Here is a 14,653-nt window from a genome sequence, read left to right on the forward strand (position 1 = left end):
GCCGACCTTAGTCAAGCCGAACGGCGGCACGCCAAACTGCCCGCACCCCCAGTGTGGGCGGGCAGTCCGGCGGTGGGGCCGAGCCTGGCTACAGGGGCAGTCCGGGCGCGCTCACCGTGGTCATGGTGCCTTCGCTCACCGCGACCGCGGCGTACGCGCCGACGGCCATGGTGAGGCCGGCCAGCGCGCGTGCCCGTGCGCCCGCCCTGGCCTTGCGGGACAGCGCCATCTCCCCGGCGGGGTGGTCGCCGTCCTGGTCTTCGCTCCAGGTGGTGACCTCGTCGCGGTTGGCGTCGTTCATCGGGTGTTCTCCTCGAGGGGGTGGATGTCGTGCGTGGATCCGAGCAGGAGCACCGAAGGCACCTGCTCGGGGAAACCGAGGCGGAGCAAGCCGTACCCGATGCCGGACAGCCCGGTGAGCAAGCCGGCCGACGGCACGCCCCCGGGCGTGCCGCAGCGCGCCCCGTACTGGTCCAGCGCGCCGAGGACCAGCCCCGCGCGCCGGGTCTGCATGGCCGCGGCCAGCCCGTGCCCGCGTTCCGAGAGGACGGTCAGGGCCTCGATCACGCCCAGCTCACCGTGGCACAGGCTCAGGTCCCGCAGGGGTTCGTGCACCGCCAAGGCGTTCAGGCACCGGTCGAGGTGCAGGGTGTGCGCGTCGACCGGTTGGTCCGGGTGGGCGCTGTGCGCGAGCACCGCGCCGGAGAGCCCGGAGCACCAGCTGTGGTCCGCTTCGGCCACGTCGAGCAGGCGTTGCCGCAGCGCGTGGTCGGCCCGCAGGTTCGCGCGGCCGATCACACCGCAGCGCTGGTCGCCCGCGGCGCGCGCGTAGCGCAGCATCGCCCAGCCGACGCCCGCCCGGCCGCGGGCGAAGCCGTCGCCGCCGGGCGTGGCCGCGGCGAGCCGGTCGGCGTAGGACCGGGCCAGCGCCGAGGCTGCGGGCAAGCCGCGCTCCGCCCGCACCGCCAGCATCGCGGCCAGGCCGCCGGCCCACCCCTCGACCACGTTGGCCGGGTCCTCGCCCACCGCCTCGACCTCGGTCGCGACCTCCACGGCGACCCGCAGCCAGTCGCCGATCTCGTCGTCGTCCAGCAGGTTCGCCAGCCGTGCCAAGCCGTAGGAGATGCCGCCCAGCCCGTGGAACGCGCCGCTGCCGACGGCCACCGCCATCTCGGTGTCCTCGGCGAACGCGGCCAGCAGGCCGGGGATCGGCCGCAGCGCGTCCCGCGCGTACTCGGTGTACCGGGCGGCGCCGGTGAGCTTGCCGAGCTGGGCCAGGAACAACGCGACGCCGGTGTAGCCGTTGGACAGGCCCGCACCCATCGGGGCGACCGCCCAGTGCCGGTCGTCCACCAGTTCGAGGCCCACCCAGTTGACCCGGCCGTCGGCGGTCGTGGCGTGCGCCAGCACCTCGTCGGCGATGCCGCACGCGGCGACGAGCAGCCGTTGCGGGTCGGGGACGCCCGCCTCCACCGGCGAGGCGACCCCGCGGCCGGTGCGGTGCTCGACCGGTCTCGGCCTGCTCGCCAGCCCGGCGCTGATCAGCCACTGCTGGTCGTGCTTGTCCACCTCGTCCAGCGCGGCGACCTTGGCCGTGACGGCGTCCAGCGCGGAGGACGGCAGCAGGTCCGGCAGCCGGCGCCCGGTCGAGGTCCACACGTCGCGGCTGCCCGGCCGGGTGGTGAACAGCGGCACGTCGCCCGCCCACAGATCGCGCATCTCGTGCGGCACCAGGGCGTGCGCCACGTCGTCGTCCGCCGTGCCGTCCCACAGCAGGTCGAGGAGGTCCTGGCGGTCCGACGCGCCGCGCAGCGCGTCCGGGTGCGTCGACTCGTCCAGCAACGTCGCGTACAGCTGGGTCATCCGCGGCACGAACCGCACCGGCAGGTCGGCGAAGCCGTGCAGCAGCCCGTTCGGGCCGAGCAGTTCGGCGCGGTGGTCGTAGAGGGCGTCGTAGCCGATCCGGAAGCCGGCCAGCAGCGCGCCCTGGTAGTCGGCGGGCTCGGCCTCGCGGCCGTCCAGCACCGGCCGGTTGTGCGCGGTGGGCATCGGCGCGGGCCTGCGCACCAGGCGCATCCGGTCGGTGCCGGGGTGCAGCCAGGCCACGCCCTCGGTCGGCAGCCGGTCGCCGTGGTCGCCGCCGATGCCGCCGACGTCCAGCGCGCCGTGCTCGCCCAGCAGCACGCGCGGCAGCACGGCGGTGCGGTGCACGGACCGGGCCAGCGCCCGGACCGCCGGGTCCGCCGGCGCGCCGACCGTGGGGTGGAACACCGTCTCCACGTCCACCAACACCGGCTGGTCGCCCGCCGCGATCAGGTTCTCGTAGTGCATGTCGGTGCCGTCCACCGCGTACAGCAGCGCGATCAGCGCGCCGAGCCGCTGGTAGAACCGGCCGACCTCGGTGACGTCCGCGCACGGGCGGTGCTCGACGAACTCCAGCCACCCGTGGCCCGCTCCGGCGAGGGCGCGCGGCAACCGCAGGTCGAGGCCGGTGTGCCCGTCGAACCACGTCACGAGGTCCGCGAACGCCCGGTGCAACGTCACCGGCCGGGGCTTGTAGACCACCCGGCGGCCGTCGGCGAAGGTCAGCACGGCCACCGAACGCCCCTGCGCGTGCGGGTCGCCCCGGCCCGTCTCCACGTGCGCGAGCGGGCCGGGGTCGCGGCCGTCGAGCAGGGTCCGCACGATCTCCGGCCGGTCGGCGGCGAACCGGTCGAGCAGCTCGCCGTGCGCGTCGACCGCGTGCAGGCAGGCCTGGCCGAGCAGCCGGGCCAGCACCGGGTACCGGGCGAACAGCGCGGGCAGGTCGACGCGCCGGACGAAGTCGGCGAACCGCTCCTGCGGCGTGTCGCCGACCAGCCGCCCGCCGACCCGGTCGAGGTTCAGCTCCAGCACGAGCGCGCGTGCGGCGATCCGGACCAGCCGCTTGCCCAGGACGTGGGCGAAGTCGTCGTCCAGCCTGGGATCGAGGGCGACGGCCGCGCTCACCAGGGGTCTCAGCGCGAACCCGAACGCCTCGTCCCAGCTGCCGCCGGTGAAGTCTGCACGGGCCGCGGTCGTGGTGGCGCGTTCCACGAACGCGGCCCATGAGGGCCGTCCACGGGGGACGACCAGCTCTTGGTGGTTCCCGCGCACACCGCTGAGCCACCACGCTGGGGGCGGCCGGTCCACGGCGGAGGGGAACACGCCGCACAACGTGACACGCGCGAGCCGCGGCGCACATGGGGGCCCTGCCCCCAGATTTGCGGGTGTGGGGGCACGAAGCCGCACATGTGCGGAGAACCGCTTCCGTCGCAGGTCACCAGGGCACTGCGGGGAGGTGAACGGACGGCGTCGTTTCGGGCCCGTGCGTCCCGGCCCGATCGGTTCCCGGTCTAGCTCCCGCAGTTCTCGGCGTCGCCCACGGCGTCGCGGTACTCGTCCGGCAGCGAGACCACGTCCATCTTCTCCACGGCCTCGTTCATCACCGTGACGGCCTCGGTCATGTCCTGGATGACGGTGGAGAAGACGTCGGTGGTCATCTCCGGCGCCGCGTCGACCGTCGACTTGGCCGAGACGAACTTGTCCCGCGCCCTGGTCAACGGCTCGCTGATGACCTCGACCGCGGTGTCGGCGGCGGGTGTCGGCGCCGGGGTCAGCTCGTCGAGGTCGTGCAGGACGACGTCGAGCACGTTGACCACGCGGCCGAGCGACTCGCTGACGGACTTCTTCGCCTCGACCGGGTCGGTCTGAGTGTCGTCGAACGACACAGCGCTCGAGGCGATCATGTACTTCGCCACGCCGCAGAAGTTGTTCATCCAGCGCACGACCTCGGGCGTGGCCCCTGACGGCGTCGGGCGGGCCGTCGGCTGCCCCGCCACTGGCACCGCGCACCCGGTCAGGCCGACCAACGCCACCACCACCGCCACCACCCACCGCTTCACAGGGGATTTGTACCTCGTCATCACCCGATAGTGGGGTGGAACATGACAACCGGGGGAACCGTCGACCACGATGGCGGCTCATGACCGTCTCACTCGATGTCTCCGGCGGGATCGCGGTCATCCGGATCGACGAGCCGTCGGACACCCTGCTGACCGACGTGCGCGCGTTGCTGCCCGTGGTGGCCGGCGCCCGTGCCGTCGTGCTGCTGGTCGACCCGGGTCTGTGCGCCGCCGACACCGAGCGGCTGGTCCGGGGGTCGGTGGCGGAGCGCGAGGCGGTGGCGGCGTCGTTGCGCGGCGTGCGCGACGAGGTGGCGAACCTGTCCGTGCCGGTGGTCGCGGCGATCGGCGGCAGCCCGTCCGGCGAGGCGGCGGAGCTGGCCATGGCGTGCGACCTGCGGGTGCTGGCCGCCGAGGGTGGTCTCGGGTGGGTGACCGGCGGTCGGGTGACGGGCGATCAGGTGTTGGTGGCACGGCGGGTGACCGCCGACGAGGCGTTGCGCACCGGGTTGGTGGACCGGGTCGTGCCGCGGTGCTCGCTGTTGCGGGCGGCGGTGGAACTCGCAAACGAGTGCAAGTCAACGCAAGCGGAACGTAAGTCCTGCCGTATAGTTGCTCCATGACGCAACGGCGGTTGGCGGAAGTGGCCGCGAAGGTCGGCGTGAGCGAGGCGACGGTCAGCCGGGTGCTCAACGGCAAGCCGGGCGTGTCCGACGCGACGCGGTCGGCCGTGCTCACGGCGCTGGACGTGCTCGGGTACGAACGGCCGACGCAGCTGCGCGGCGAACGTGCCCGCCTGGTCGGCCTGGTGCTGCCGGAGCTGCAGAACCCGATCTTCCCGGCGTTCGCCGACGTGGTCGGCAACGCCCTGGCGCAGCGCGGCTTCACGCCGGTGCTGTGCACCCGGACGGCCGGCGGCGTGACCGAGGCGGACTACCTGGAACTGCTGTTCGAGCAGCACGTGTCCGGGGTGGTGTTCGCCGGCGGGCAGTACGCGCAGGCGGACGCGTCGCACGAGCACTACCGGCAGATGACGCGGCGCAAGCTGCCCGCGGTGCTGGTGAACGCCGCCATCGACGACCTCGGGTTCCCCCGGGTGTCGTGCGACGACGCGGTGGCGGTCGAGCAGGCGTTCGGGCACTTGGTGGCGTTGGGGCACACGCGGATCGGGGCGGTGCTGGGCCCGTCGGACCACATGCCGTCGCGGCGGAAGCTGACCGCGTTGACGTCGTGCGCGGAGGGTGCGGGGGTGGAGCTGTTCGAGGAGCACGCGATGTTCTCGCTGGAGGGCGGGCAGGCGGCCACCACCCGCCTGCTGCACCGCGGCGTCACCGCGATCGTGTGCGCCTCGGATCCGCTGGCGTTGGGCGCCGTGCGCGCCGTGCGTCGGCACGGCCTCAAGGTGCCGCACGACGTGTCCGTCGTCGGCTACGACGACTCACCGCTCATGACCTGCACCGAGCCGCCGTTGACCACGGTCCGCCAGCCGATCGAGGCCATGGGCCGCGCCGCCGTCGAACTCCTGGCGAACCAGATCGCCGGCACCCCCGTCCCCGACGAGGAACTCCTCTTCGAACCGGAGCTGGTCGTCCGCTCCTCCACCGCCCCCGCCCCCCGCTAACCGCGAGAGTCCTACCTCCAGACCTCGAGAGTCCTACGTTCGCAACCCCTGGATTCAACGCTCAGCACAGCGGTCGTCTGCGCTGAGCGTTCAACTCGGGGTGCTTGAACGTAGGACTCTCGCGTTCTGGACGTAGGACTCTCGCGAGGTGTGGGCGGACGCGAGGCTTTCGGGGCAATGTCGCGAAGTTGCGAGTTTTCGTAGACATCTTGCGGCGAAGTGGTAGGGCGACTTACCGTGTCCGCCACACCACATCCGAGGAGGGTCCGCCCCCATGAACTCATTCAGCCTCCGCAGAGCGGCGGGGTTGCTGCTGGCAGGCAGCCTGAGCCTGACCGCCGTCGCGTGCTCGCAAGCCGACGAGACCGGCGCCGCCGGCGGCAAGGTCACGATCTCGGTCAACGGCCAGCCGCCGCAGACCCAGCCGTTCGAGCGCAAGATCTTCGACGAGGACGTGGCCGAGTTCGAGGCCGCCAACCCCGACATCGACATCGAGCCGCACGAGGGGTTCATGGACCCCAAGACGTTCTCCGCGAAGCTCGCCGGCGGCCAGCTCGAGGACGTCTTCTACGCCTACTTCACCGACCCCGCGAACCTCATCGCCCGCAGGCAGGCCGCGGACATCACCGACTACGTCAAGGACGTCCCGCACTACGACGCCCTCCGGCCCGAACTGCGTGACGTCTTCAGCAAGGACGGCAAGGTCTACGGCGTCCCGACCGCCAACTACTCGATGGGCCTGCTCTACAACCGCGCGCTGTTCACCCAGGCGGGCCTGAACCCCGACCGGCCGCCGAAGACGTGGGACGAGGTCCGCGAGGCCGCCAAGAAGATCACCGCGCTGGGTGACGGCAAGGTCGGCTTCGCCGAGTACAGCAAGAACAACCAGGGCGGCTGGCACTTCACCGCGTGGATGTACTCCGTCGGCGGCCAGGTCGCCCGCCAGGACGGCGACAAGTGGGTCGCCGACTTCAACAACGAGAAGGGCCGTGAAGCCCTCCAGCACCTCAAGGACATGCGCTGGACCGACAACACCATGGGTGAGAAGCAGCTCCTGGTGATCGAGGACGTCCAGCAGATGATGGGCGCGGGCCAGCTCGGCATGTACCTGGCCGCGCCGGACAACGTGCCCACCCTGGTCAACCAGTTCAAGGGCGACTACGCGAACTACGGCCTGACCGGCATCCCGGACGGCGAGGGCACGCTGATCGGCGGCGAGGGCTACATGATCAACCCGAAGGCGTCGCCGGAGAAGATCAAGGCCGGCCTGAAGTGGATCCAGTGGAAGTTCCTCAACCCGGACCGGTTCGAGAAGAACCTCAAGCGGTACAAGGAGCAGGGCCAGCCGATCGGCCTGCCCGTGCCGCCGGTCGCCGACGTGTGGACCGGTGACATCGCCGCCAAGCAGTCCCAGCTCAAGGAGAGCCTGGCCACGGTGCCGGTGGCGAACTTCCAGTCCTACGTGGACGCCACGCCGGAGGGGAAGATCGAGCCGCCGAACGCGCAGCAGGTGTACGCGATCCTCGACAACGTCATGCAGGCCGTGCTCACCGACCGCGACGCGGACGTCAGCAAGCTCCTGGCCGACGCGGAAGCCAAGGTGAACCCCGTCCTGGCCCAGGTCAAGTGATGCGCCGCCGCGTCGCGGAGAACCTGACCGCGTACGGGTTCCTGTCCGCCGCGCTGATCTGCTTCGCGGTGTTCTCCTGGTACCCCATCGCGCGTGGGGCGGTGCTCGGCTTCCAGCAGGTCGACTTCGTCACCGAGCCCACGTGGGTCGGCTGGGAGAACTTCGAACGCCTCTTCGCCGACCCCCTGTTCGCCACGGCGTGGCGCAACACCCTGCTGTTCACCGCGTTGGCGCTGGTGTTCGGCTTCGTGGTGCCGTTCCTGCTCGCGGTCGTGCTCAACGAGCTGCGGCACTTCAAGGCGTACTTCCGGCTCATCGTGTACTTGCCCGTGATGCTGCCGCCGGTGGTCGCCGCGTTGATCTGGAAGTGGATGTACGACCCCGGCCCCGGCCTGCTCAACTCCGCGTTGCGCGGGCTCGGGCTGGAGGGCGCGGCGTGGTTGGACAGCGCGGACACCTCGATGCTGTCGCTGGTGATCGTGGCGACCTGGGCGAACCTGGGCACCGCCACGCTGATCTACCTGGCCGCGCTGCAGAACATCCCCGGCGACCTGTACGAGGCGGCCGAGCTGGACGGCGCCGGTGTGCTGCGCCGGCTGTGGCACGTGACGGTGCCGCAGACCCGGTTCGTGCTGCTGGTGCTGCTGCTGCTCCAGATCGTGGCGACGATGCAGGTGTTCACCGAGCCGTACGTGATGACCGGCGGCGGACCGGAGGACTCCACGGTCACCGTGCTGCTCCTGCTGTACCGGTACGCCTTCTACTACAACGACTTCGGCACCGCGAGTGCCCTGAGCCTGTTGCTGCTGCTGGTGCTCGGCGCGTTCACCGCGCTGTACCTGCGGGTGACGCGGAAGGCGGACGCGTGAGGACGTTGATCGCGCCGGGGCGGGCCGGCGTCGGCTACAAGGTCGCGCTGGCGATCACGACCGCCATCCTCACCGCGGTCTTCGTGGTGCCGCTGGTGTGGGTCGTGCTCTCGGCCATGAAGCCGGCCGTGGAGCTGGCGCGCGTGCCGCCGACGATCCTGCCGCGGACGTGGACGCCCGGCACGTACGCCGAGGCGTGGGAGCTGATGGACCTCGGCCGGTACTTCCTCAACACGCTCGTCGTCGCGGTGGGCGTGTGGGCGGTGCAGCTCGCGGTCGACGTGCCCGCGGCGTACGCGCTGTCGCGGCTCAAACCCGTGCTGGGCAAGGGGATCCTCGGCATGATGCTGCTGACCCTGATGATGCCCGCCGCGGTGCTGCTGGTGCCGACCTACCTGACGATCGCCGACCTCGGGCTGCTCAACAACCCGTTGGCCCTGTGGCTGCTGGGCGCGGCCAACGCGTTCACGGTGTTCCTGCTCAAGCGGTTCTTCGACCAGCTGCCCGCGGAGGTGCTGGAGGCGGCGCGGATCGACGGCGCCGGCCAGTTCACCATGCTGTGGCGGATCGTGCTGCCGCTGTCCAGGCCGATCCTGGCGGTCGTGTCCATCTTCGCGGTCGTGGCCGCGTGGAAGGACTTCATCTGGCCGCTGCTGGTGTTCTCCGACCCGGCGCGGCAGACGCTCAGCGTCGCGTTGCAGCGCTTCGCCCCCGACACACCGGTCAACCTGCTGCTGGCCGGCCTCGTGCTGTCCAGCGTGCCGATGATCGGCCTGTTCCTGGTGTTCCAGCGGCACGTGCTGGCGGGTCTCACCGCCGGCAGCGTGAAGGGCTGAACACATCACCGAGGGAGGAATCCACATGAACTGGTGGCGCGGTGCGGCCATCTACCAGGTGTACCCGCGCAGCTTCGCCGACGGCAACGGCGACGGGATCGGAGATCTGGCCGGTCTGCGCCAGAAGCTCCCGTACCTCGCCGAGTTGGGTGTGGACGCGATCTGGCTCAGCCCCTGGTACCCGTCGCCGCTGGCCGACGGCGGCTACGACGTCGCCGACTACCGCGACATCGAGCCGGTGTTCGGCACTCTCGTCGAGGCGGAGAAGCTGATCGGCGAGGCGCACGCGGTCGGCCTGCGGGTGATCATCGACATCGTGCCCAACCACTGCTCCGACCAGCACCCGTGGTTCCAGGAGGCGTTGCGGGGCACGGGTCGTGACCGGTTCTGGTTCCACGAGGGCGACGAGCCGCCGAACGACTGGCAGTCGCGGTTCGGCGGACCGGCGTGGTCGCAGGCGCCGGACGGGTCCTGGTACCTGCACCTGTACAGCCCGGAGCAGCCGGACCTGAACTGGACCAACCCCGAGGTGCGGGCCGAGTTCGAGTCGATCCTGCGGTTCTGGCTCGACCGCGGCGTCGACGGGTTCCGCATCGACGTCGCCGACGGCCTGGTCAAGGACTTCTCCCGGTCGGACGCCGAGCTGCCGTACTCCGACCAGGACGGCGTGCACGACATCTACCGGTCGTGGCGGAAGGTGCTCGACGAGTACCAGGACGAGCGGGTGTTCGTCGGCGAGATGTGGTTGCCCGACCCGGAGCGGTTCGCCCGCTACCTGCGGGCCGACGAGCTGCACTCGGCGTTCAACTTCGACTTCCTGTGCTGCCCGTGGGAGCCCGACGAGCTGCGGCGGGTCATCGACGGCACGCTGGCCGCGCACGCGCCGGTGGGCGCGCCGCCGACCTGGGTGCTGTCCAACCACGACGTGACGCGGCACGTGTCGCGGATGGGTCGGGAGGACTCGTCGTTCGACTTCGGCCGGCGGCAGCACCTGACGCCGACGGACCTGGAGCTGGGCACGAAGCGCGCGCGTGCGGCGATCATGCTGACCACCGCGCTGCCCGGCTGCGTCTACGTCTACCAGGGGGAGGAGCTGGGGCTGGAGGAGGTGGACGACCTGCCCGACGAGCTGCGCGAGGACCCGGTGTGGGTGCGTTCCGGCCACACCGACCGGGGCCGTGACGGGTGCCGGGTGCCGATCCCGTGGGGTGACGACGGCCCGTCGTGGCTGCCCCGGCCGGAGCGCTGGCGGTCGCTGTCGGTGGCCGCGCAGACCGGCGTGCCCGACTCGATGCTCGCGCACTACCGCACCGTGCTGGCGTTGCGGCGCTCGGAGCGGGCGTTGGGCGACGGGCCGATGGCGTGGCTCGACCTCGGGCCCGGTGTGGTCGCGTTCAGCCGCGGGGACGACTTCGCGTGCGTGCTCAACCTGTCCGCCGAACCGGTCGCGCTGCCCGCGCACGACGCCGTGCTGCTGACCAGCGGACCTCTCGTGGACGGCGCCGTGCCGCCCGACACCGCCGCCTGGATCAGGACGGCTCGCTGAACCGACCGGTCCGCGTCGCCAGGTTGCACTCCAGCAGGCCGAGCACCCTCAGGGTCTCGGCCTGCTGGTCTTCGTCCAGGTCACCGAGCGTGGCGTCCTCCAGCTCACGCCACATGCGCTCCACCTCGTGCCGCAGCGCCTGGCTGGCGGCGGTCGGCTCGACCAGCGCGGCGCGGCCGTCGGTCGGGTCGGGGGAGCGGCGCACGAAGCCCGCGCGTTCCAGCCGCTGCACGGTCCTGGTCATGGTCGGCGAGTCCGTGCCCAGCTCCTCGCACAGGTCGGCCTGCCGCATCGGGCCGCAGTCCCACAGGCGCATCATCACCATCTCCTGGCCGGGGTGCAGGCCTGCCTGCCTGAGCAGCTGACCGGCCAGGAGGCGGTGCAGCCGGGCCACGCGGAAGATGGCGTGGCTGATCCGGCCGCTCTGGGCGACCTCCGGAATCGGCATTGACGTGGGATTTTGTCCTGTCGCGGCCATAGGTCGATTCTAACCGCACGATCGAGTGAGGGGCGTCACGTCGCCTTGCGGGAATCATCCGGGCTCGGATTACTGTTCGAGCAGGTAAAGGTAGCGCCCTGGAGGAACCATGAGCACCGCGTTCGAGCCCTTGAACCTGGCCGGCACCGAGTTGGCCAACCGGATCGTGATGTCGCCGATGACCCGCAGCCGCGCTTACGACACCGTGCCGACGCCGGTCATGGCGGAGTACTACGCCCAGCGGGCCGGCGCGGGACTGATCATCACCGAGGGGATCCAGCCGTCCGCGATCGGCCAGGGCTACCCCTTCACGCCCGGCCTGCACAGCGACGAGCAGGTCGAGGGCTGGCGCGGCGTCACGGACGCGGTGCACGCGGCGGGCGGGCGGATCTTCGCGCAGCTCATGCACACCGGCCGGGTCAGCCACCCGAGCGTGCTGCCCGGCGACCTGCACCCGGTGGGCGCGTCCCCCGTGCGTGCCGCGGGTCAGTTGTTCACCGGTTCGGGGATGGCGGACTTCGTCACGCCCAGGGAGCTGACCGGGGCGGAGGTCGAGGCCACGATTGCCGACTTCGCCACCGCCGCGCGCAACGCGGTCGAGGCGGGGTTCGACGGGATCGAGCTGCACGGCGCCAACGGCTACCTGCCGCACCAGTTCCTGGCCGACAACACCAACCGGCGCGCCGACGAGTGGGGCGGCCCGGTGGAGAACCGGATCCGGTTCGTGGTCGAGGTGGTCCGCGCGACGTCCGAGGCGATCGGCGCGCACCGCGTCGGCCTGCGGATCTCCCCGTCCAACCCCTACAACGACATCGCCGAGGAGTCGACGGACGAGCTGTACCCGGCGCTGGTCGACGCGATCGACCCGTTCGGCCTGGCGTACCTGCACATCGGCGAGTCCGGTGCGCGGTCGCTGACGCTGGAGCTGCGCAAGCGCTTCTCCGGCACCCTGATCCTCAACCCGTTCACGCCGGGCGGCGTCACCGGCCCGGACCACCTGCCCCTGCTGGACGACGGCACGGCGGACGCGCTGAGCTTCGGCGCGATGTTCCTGGCCAACCCGGACCTGCCCGCCCGCCTGGCGAACGGCGGCCCGTTCAACACGCCGGACCCGTCCACCTTCTTCAGCGGCGCCGAGAAGGGCTACATCGACTACCCGGCGCTGACCGGCGTCAACGCCTGATCGGCCCACTCCGAGTGTTGAACTCGGGGTACGCGAACGTAGGACTCTCGCGGCGCGAACGCAGGACTCTCGCGTGAGCCCTGCGTTCGGAACGGGTGAGTCCTGCGTTCGGGGCGCCCGAGACGGACGTTCGGAGCGAGGCGAGGCCCCCGAGTTGCGCAAACTCGGGGGCCTCGTGGCGTCGAACGGGGTGTGAACGGGCAGGAGGATGGGCCCGTTCGGGCACGGATTCACTCGATCGTGTGTGTTCGGTCAGGCGAAGCGGGCGGAACCCGGGCATCGTCCACCCAGCTGTGGCGCTGGCCACACCATTTCGACGGTGTTACACCTTAGGCGCGGCCCGAACGGGCAGCGACGGTCCGAGCGGGCAGAGGAGGCGACGTGCGGGCGGACGAGCGCAAGCGCCGCATCCTGGCCCGCGCCCGGGCGGACGGCCGGGTCGACGTGGCCGAGATCGCGGCCGAGCTGGAGGTCGCGCAGGAGACCGTGCGGCGGGACCTGCGCCTGCTCGACGAGCACGGCCTGGTCCGCCGCACGCACGGCGGCGCGTTCCCGGTCGAGAGCGCCGGGTACGAGACCGGGCTGAAGTTCCGGTCCGCGTCGATGGTGCCGGAGAAGCGGCGCATCGCCCGCGCCGCCGCGGACCGGCTCGGTGACGCGGAGACGGTGTTCATCGACGAGGGGTACACGCCCCAGCTCGTCGCCGAGGCCCTGCCCACCGGCAGGCCGTTGACGGTGATCACCGCGTCCCTGCCCACGGCCGCCGTGCTGTCGGAGGTGCCGTCCGCGACCGTGCTGCTGCTCGGCGGACGGGTGCGCGGCCGGACGCTGGCGACGGTCGACCACTGGGCCACCCGCATGCTCTCGGAGATGGTGATCGACCTCGCCTACATCGGGGCGAACGGCATCTCCCGCGAGCACGGCCTCACCACGCCGGACCCGGCGGTGGGCGCGGTCAAGGCGCAGGCCCTGGCCTCGGCCCGCAGGCGGATCTTCGTCGGCGTGCACACGAAGTTCGGCGTGTCGAGCTTCCACCGGTTCGGTGGCATCGCCGACCTGGAGGCGGTCGTCACCGACTCCGTGCTGCCCGCCGGCGAGGCGCACCGCTACGCCCTGCTCGGACCGAAGGTCGTCCGAGCCTGACCCGACCCACGCACGGCCCCCGGAGCACCAGGGGCCTGTTCCCGCTCGCCCTAAGGAAGGCAGGACGATGAAGTCATTGCGGTATGGCGGCCTGCTGGCCGCGGTGCTCCTGGCCACGACCGCGTGCGCCGGCGCGGGTGGCGGGGGCGGCGGCGCCGAGAACTCGATCAACGTCCTGATGGTGAACAACCCGCAGCTCCAGGACCTGCAGAAGCTCACCGCGGACAACTTCACCAAGGACACCGGCATCACGGTCAACTTCACCGTGCTGCCCGAGAACGACGTCCGCGACAAGATCAGCCAGGACTTCTCCAGCCAGGCGGGCCAGTACGACGTGGCCACGATCAGCAACTACGAGACGCCGATCTACGCCGAGAACGGCTGGCTCACCCCGCTGGACGACTACGTCGCCGAGGACACCGGCTTCGACCAGGACGACGTCCTCGAACCGATCCGCCAGTCCCTCACCGCCGCCGACGGCAAGGTGTACGCCCAGCCGTTCTACGGCGAGTCGTCGTTCCTCATGTACCGCAAGGACGTGCTGGACGCCAAGGGCCTGACCATGCCGGAGAGGCCTACGTGGCAGCAGGTCGCCGAGATCGCCGCCCAGGTCGACGGCGCGCAGCCCGGCATGAAGGGCATCTGCCTGCGCGGCCAGCCCGGCTGGGGCCAACTGATGGCGCCGCTGACCACGGTGGTCAACACGTTCGGCGGCACGTGGTTCACCAAGGACTGGCAGGCGCAGCTCGACGCGCCGGAGTTCAAGGAGGCCACGGAGTTCTACGTGGACCTGGTCCGCGCGCACGGCGAGGCGGGCGCGCCGCAGGCCGGGTTCGCCGAGTGCCTGAACAACATGACCCAGGGCAAGGTCGCCATGTGGTACGACGCCACGGTCGCCGCCGGGCTGCTGGAGGCCGACGACTCGCCGGTGAAGGGCAAGCTGGGCTTCGCCCAGGCGCCGGTCGTGAAGACGGAGAGCTCGGCCTGGCTGTACACGTGGGCGTTCGGCATCCAGAAGGCGAGCAAGAAGGCCGACAACGCGTGGAAGTTCGTGTCCTGGGCGTCCGGCAAGGGCTACGAGGAGCTGGTCGGCAAGACGCTGGGCTGGTCCAAGCTGCCCGACGGCAAGCGGAAGTCGACCTACCAGCGGTCCGAGTACCTGGCCGCCGGCGGCACGTTCGCCAAGCAGGCGGAGGCGGCCATCGCCGGCGCCAAGCCCACCGACCCCGGCGTGCAGGAACGGCCCGCGAGCGGCATCCAGTTCGTCGGCATCCCCGAGTTCACCGACCTGGGCACGCAGGTGTCGCAGAAGATCAGCGCCGCGATCGCGGGCTCGACCACCGTGGACGCCGCGCTGGAGGAGAGCCAGGCGCTGGCCGAGGTCGTCGCCGAGAAGCACCGGGGGAAGTGATGACGAACCCAAC

At 71.3% G+C, this 14,653-nt stretch carries 13 protein-coding genes; 9 read left to right on the plus strand and 4 right to left on the minus strand.

What is annotated here, in order from left to right:
- Positions 1-88: 88 nt before the first annotated feature.
- The 3 genes from AB0H12_RS34180 to AB0H12_RS34190 form a co-directional block, all read right to left on the minus strand.
- Entirely contained in the window at positions 89-301 is a 213-nt protein-coding gene (locus AB0H12_RS34180; RefSeq protein WP_499628532.1) for a hypothetical protein, read from the minus strand.
- On the minus strand, positions 298-3,186 hold the full coding sequence (locus tag AB0H12_RS34185; RefSeq protein WP_499628533.1) for a type 2 lanthipeptide synthetase LanM family protein: 2,889 nt from the start codon (positions 3,184-3,186) through the stop codon (positions 298-300). The genes AB0H12_RS34180 and AB0H12_RS34185 overlap by 4 nt, the downstream gene beginning before the upstream one ends.
- A 188-nt stretch (positions 3,187-3,374) precedes the next feature.
- Positions 3,375-3,944 carry a hypothetical protein gene (locus AB0H12_RS34190; RefSeq protein ID WP_499628534.1) on the minus strand — a complete coding sequence of 190 codons (570 nt, stop codon included), beginning with the start codon at positions 3,942-3,944 and terminating at the stop codon, positions 3,375-3,377.
- Positions 3,945-4,003: 59 nt separating this feature from the next.
- Between AB0H12_RS34190 and AB0H12_RS34195 the strand changes: the two genes are divergently transcribed.
- The 6 genes from AB0H12_RS34195 (at position 4,004) to AB0H12_RS34220 (ending at position 10,425) form a co-directional block, all read left to right on the plus strand.
- A complete protein-coding gene (locus AB0H12_RS34195; protein WP_499628535.1) occupies positions 4,004-4,546 on the plus strand; it encodes an enoyl-CoA hydratase/isomerase family protein in 543 nt (180 codons plus the stop codon).
- Entirely contained in the window at positions 4,543-5,544 is a 1,002-nt protein-coding gene (locus AB0H12_RS34200; protein WP_499628536.1) for a LacI family DNA-binding transcriptional regulator, read from the plus strand. The genes AB0H12_RS34195 and AB0H12_RS34200 overlap by 4 nt, the downstream gene beginning before the upstream one ends.
- 274 nt (positions 5,545-5,818) lie before the next feature.
- The gene (locus tag AB0H12_RS34205) at positions 5,819-7,174 is read left to right on the plus strand and encodes an ABC transporter substrate-binding protein (RefSeq protein ID WP_499628537.1); all 1,356 of its coding nucleotides are present in this window, start codon (positions 5,819-5,821) and stop codon (positions 7,172-7,174) included.
- Positions 7,174-8,043 carry a carbohydrate ABC transporter permease gene (locus AB0H12_RS34210; RefSeq protein WP_499628538.1) on the plus strand — a complete coding sequence of 290 codons (870 nt, stop codon included), beginning with the start codon at positions 7,174-7,176 and terminating at the stop codon, positions 8,041-8,043. Before AB0H12_RS34205 ends, AB0H12_RS34210 begins: the two co-directional genes overlap by 1 nt.
- Positions 8,040-8,879: a carbohydrate ABC transporter permease gene (locus tag AB0H12_RS34215; RefSeq protein WP_499628539.1), complete on the plus strand. Its 840-nt coding sequence runs from the start codon at positions 8,040-8,042 to the stop codon at positions 8,877-8,879. The genes AB0H12_RS34210 and AB0H12_RS34215 overlap by 4 nt, the downstream gene beginning before the upstream one ends.
- 25 nt (positions 8,880-8,904) lie before the next feature.
- On the plus strand, positions 8,905-10,425 hold the full coding sequence (locus tag AB0H12_RS34220; RefSeq protein ID WP_499628540.1) for a glycoside hydrolase family 13 protein: 1,521 nt from the start codon (positions 8,905-8,907) through the stop codon (positions 10,423-10,425).
- Here AB0H12_RS34220 and AB0H12_RS34225 read toward each other — a convergent pair.
- Positions 10,409-10,873 (minus strand): MarR family winged helix-turn-helix transcriptional regulator, encoded by a 465-nt coding sequence (locus AB0H12_RS34225; RefSeq protein ID WP_499628541.1) that lies wholly within the window; start codon positions 10,871-10,873, stop codon positions 10,409-10,411. The genes AB0H12_RS34220 and AB0H12_RS34225 overlap by 17 nt on opposite strands.
- A 139-nt stretch (positions 10,874-11,012) precedes the next feature.
- On the opposite strand from AB0H12_RS34225, the gene AB0H12_RS34230 reads away from it, so the two are divergent.
- From AB0H12_RS34230 to AB0H12_RS34240, 3 genes are all read left to right on the plus strand, one after another.
- Positions 11,013-12,086 (plus strand): alkene reductase, encoded by a 1,074-nt coding sequence (locus AB0H12_RS34230; RefSeq protein WP_499628542.1) that lies wholly within the window; start codon positions 11,013-11,015, stop codon positions 12,084-12,086.
- 381 nt (positions 12,087-12,467) lie between these two features.
- Entirely contained in the window at positions 12,468-13,229 is a 762-nt protein-coding gene (locus AB0H12_RS34235) for a DeoR/GlpR family DNA-binding transcription regulator (protein WP_499628543.1), read from the plus strand.
- A 67-nt stretch (positions 13,230-13,296) separates the two neighbouring features.
- A complete protein-coding gene (locus AB0H12_RS34240; RefSeq protein WP_499628544.1) occupies positions 13,297-14,640 on the plus strand; it encodes an ABC transporter substrate-binding protein in 1,344 nt (447 codons plus the stop codon).
- The last annotated feature ends 13 nt before the right edge of the window (positions 14,641-14,653 follow it).

It is taken from the genome of Actinosynnema sp. NPDC023794, from assembly GCF_040639675.1.
Taxonomy (GTDB): domain Bacteria; phylum Actinomycetota; class Actinomycetes; order Mycobacteriales; family Pseudonocardiaceae; genus Actinosynnema; species Actinosynnema luteola.

What these genes read in the sequence shown, in the direction of transcription:
- AB0H12_RS34240 (WP_499628544.1), top strand. Translation starts at nt 13,297, where the DNA reads ATGAAGTCATTGCGGTATGGCGGCCTGCTGGCCGCGGTGCTCCTGGCC.
- AB0H12_RS34180 (WP_499628532.1), bottom strand. Translation starts at nt 301, where the DNA reads ATGAACGACGCCAACCGCGACGAGGTCACCACCTGGAGCGAAGACCAG.
- AB0H12_RS34205 (WP_499628537.1), top strand. Translation starts at nt 5,819, where the DNA reads ATGAACTCATTCAGCCTCCGCAGAGCGGCGGGGTTGCTGCTGGCAGGC.
- AB0H12_RS34190 (WP_499628534.1), bottom strand. Translation starts at nt 3,944, where the DNA reads ATGACGAGGTACAAATCCCCTGTGAAGCGGTGGGTGGTGGCGGTGGTG.
- AB0H12_RS34210 (WP_499628538.1), top strand. Translation starts at nt 7,174, where the DNA reads ATGCGCCGCCGCGTCGCGGAGAACCTGACCGCGTACGGGTTCCTGTCC.
- AB0H12_RS34225 (WP_499628541.1), bottom strand. Translation starts at nt 10,873, where the DNA reads ATGCCGATTCCGGAGGTCGCCCAGAGCGGCCGGATCAGCCACGCCATC.
- AB0H12_RS34195 (WP_499628535.1), top strand. Translation starts at nt 4,004, where the DNA reads ATGACCGTCTCACTCGATGTCTCCGGCGGGATCGCGGTCATCCGGATC.
- AB0H12_RS34230 (WP_499628542.1), top strand. Translation starts at nt 11,013, where the DNA reads ATGAGCACCGCGTTCGAGCCCTTGAACCTGGCCGGCACCGAGTTGGCC.
- AB0H12_RS34220 (WP_499628540.1), top strand. Translation starts at nt 8,905, where the DNA reads ATGAACTGGTGGCGCGGTGCGGCCATCTACCAGGTGTACCCGCGCAGC.
- AB0H12_RS34200 (WP_499628536.1), top strand. Translation starts at nt 4,543, where the DNA reads ATGACGCAACGGCGGTTGGCGGAAGTGGCCGCGAAGGTCGGCGTGAGC.